The 2,041-nt window shown below is 37.0% G+C and carries 2 protein-coding genes; both read right to left on the reverse strand.

Going from position 1 to position 2,041, the window contains the following annotated elements; all coding sequences use genetic code 11:
• Window positions 1-285: 285 nt before the first annotated feature.
• Window positions 286-864: a hypothetical protein gene (locus QL919_RS14025; protein WP_290190084.1), complete on the reverse strand. Its 579-nt coding sequence runs from the start codon at window positions 862-864 to the stop codon at window positions 286-288.
• Between the two features lie 310 nt (window positions 865-1,174).
• Entirely contained in the window at window positions 1,175-1,909 is a 735-nt protein-coding gene (locus QL919_RS14030) for a glucose 1-dehydrogenase (protein ID WP_290190085.1), read from the reverse strand.
• Between the last annotated feature and the right edge of the window lie 132 nt (window positions 1,910-2,041).

Consider the following 2,041-nt stretch of genomic DNA (forward strand, 5'->3'; position numbering starts at 1 on the left):
AGTCAAGAGGTGAGAGATTGTGAGCCTGTGGGTCCGACGACATTGAATCCTGTAAAAGAGCCAGAAAAGATGAGATTACAAGCTGCTTAATTGGGCTTGATGGTGACAACTAGCTTGAAAAACTCCGAAAGCTTAACTAGTACAGTTCGTTTTTTACACTGAATCTATCTGTTTGTTATATCGTTATGCTTTTTAGGAAATCTATTTTTGATATTTGATTATTAAAAATTGTTTGTTTTATTAACATCCCAAATATGCTCTACGTAGAATTTAAAATGATACTTTCTACCTTGAAAAAATACTTGATAACCTAGCCATCCATAAATCTGATTCTACACCACTACCTAGGGAAAAACTATGTAAGGGCTGAGAAGGGTCTTTAATTTCCACCTTAATCACATTCATTTGTCTTGTGCTGGATTGATTTGTGCTGACTTGATAGTAGCTAATTATATCACTGTAATCACATATGGTGATATGAGGTTCACTACTGGGATTAATAGTAAAAACAATTTTTTTAGCATTATCGTCTATTATTATTCCGGATGCTTCATAAGATGGATTAATCCCATTTCTTATAGCCAGTTTCTTATAGTGATCATGAACATTATTATGAAATACCCCTACATTACCTGTGAGATAACGTTTTATTTTATCAAATACAGATAAGCCAATAAAAACGAGTAAAAAAATTAAAATAAATGCTAAAAGTGCTGCACCGGCATCCCATTTTATAAATGCAATATAACCAAATATAAACGGTAATGTTATAGCTATTAAAAATGTTTTTTTGGATAATAAAAATACAATTTTTCTAGCTTTAGGTGGATTGGAAGATTCTGTTCTGATTTTCTGTATTGACATTTCGACGCTCATTCAATGTGAAGGTTAGGAAAAGTATTTATGTATTGGAGTATACATATTACTATCTTTGAACAAGAGTTCATACTGAAAATTAGTTTGTAAGCTAGTGGATTGATTAAAAGCTGTGATACCTATAAAATAGAATATCGCTGCAATCGAAGTATTTTATGATTTTGGGTGGAGTGGATAGGAAAATTGCTGTTAAAGGTAAATGAAAACTATCGAAAGATTTTTCTGAAAAAATCTCAAAATAAAAGCTAGGCAAAATGCCCAGCTTTTATCTAACTCACATGGTTTAGCTTAAAAAGCCTTACTGCGCCGTCAAACCACCATCAACGACAAACTCTGAACCTGTCGAGTAGCTTGAATCATCTGACGCCAAGAAGAGCACCATGCCGCTGACTTCTTCTGGCTGCGCCACACGTCTCATTGGAATGGTTTTGGCAAAAGCTTCAACTGCATCTTTGGTATCGCCTTGCATAATCATTGGTGTGGCAATGACGCCTGGGTGAATGGAGTTCACGCGAATGCCATGAGGGGCGCACTCCAACGCTGCCGCTTTGGTCATACCACGTACCGCAAATTTAGAGTCGGTATAACCGATAGCGCCACCAACCAAACCATTAATCGATGAGATATTAATGATAGAACCTTGCTTGGCTTCTTTCATCGTTGGAATGACAGCCTTCATGCCCAAAAAGACCGACACTTGGTTAATCTCTAAAATCTTACGATAGTCGTCTACAGAAGTATCCAAGATAGATTTGTGAGTGGTGATACCCGCGTTATTTACTAATACATCGATTTGACCAAATTTGTCTTGGGTTGCTTTAACGACTTGTGCCCAATCATCTTCATTGGTGACATCATGCTTGATGAATAAGGCGTCATCGCCAAGTTCTTTAGCCAATGCGTTGCCTTTATCAGAATTGATGTCGGTCAAGACGACTTTAGCACCTTCTTCCAGACACAAACGCGCATGAGTTTCGCCCATCCCTTGAGCCGCGCCTGTGATGATGATAACTTTGTCTTGTAAACGAGCCATGATATTAGACCTCTTGCAAAAGTAGTTGTAAGACGCAACGTATATTATTGAACTCTACTTACTTAATAGATATGCCAAACATAGATAAGCTACTCGAACAAAATAACGCAGGCTTCAAACGCTATACAGGTA

Source organism: Psychrobacter sp. APC 3426 (assembly GCF_030408035.1).
In the GTDB taxonomy this organism is placed as follows: domain Bacteria; phylum Pseudomonadota; class Gammaproteobacteria; order Pseudomonadales; family Moraxellaceae; genus Psychrobacter.

Coding starts and splice junctions, on each gene's coding strand:
- QL919_RS14030 (WP_290190085.1), bottom strand. CDS start 1,909: ATGGCTCGTTTACAAGACAAAGTTATCATCATCACAGGCGCGGCTCAA.
- QL919_RS14025 (WP_290190084.1), bottom strand. CDS start 864: ATGTCAATACAGAAAATCAGAACAGAATCTTCCAATCCACCTAAAGCT.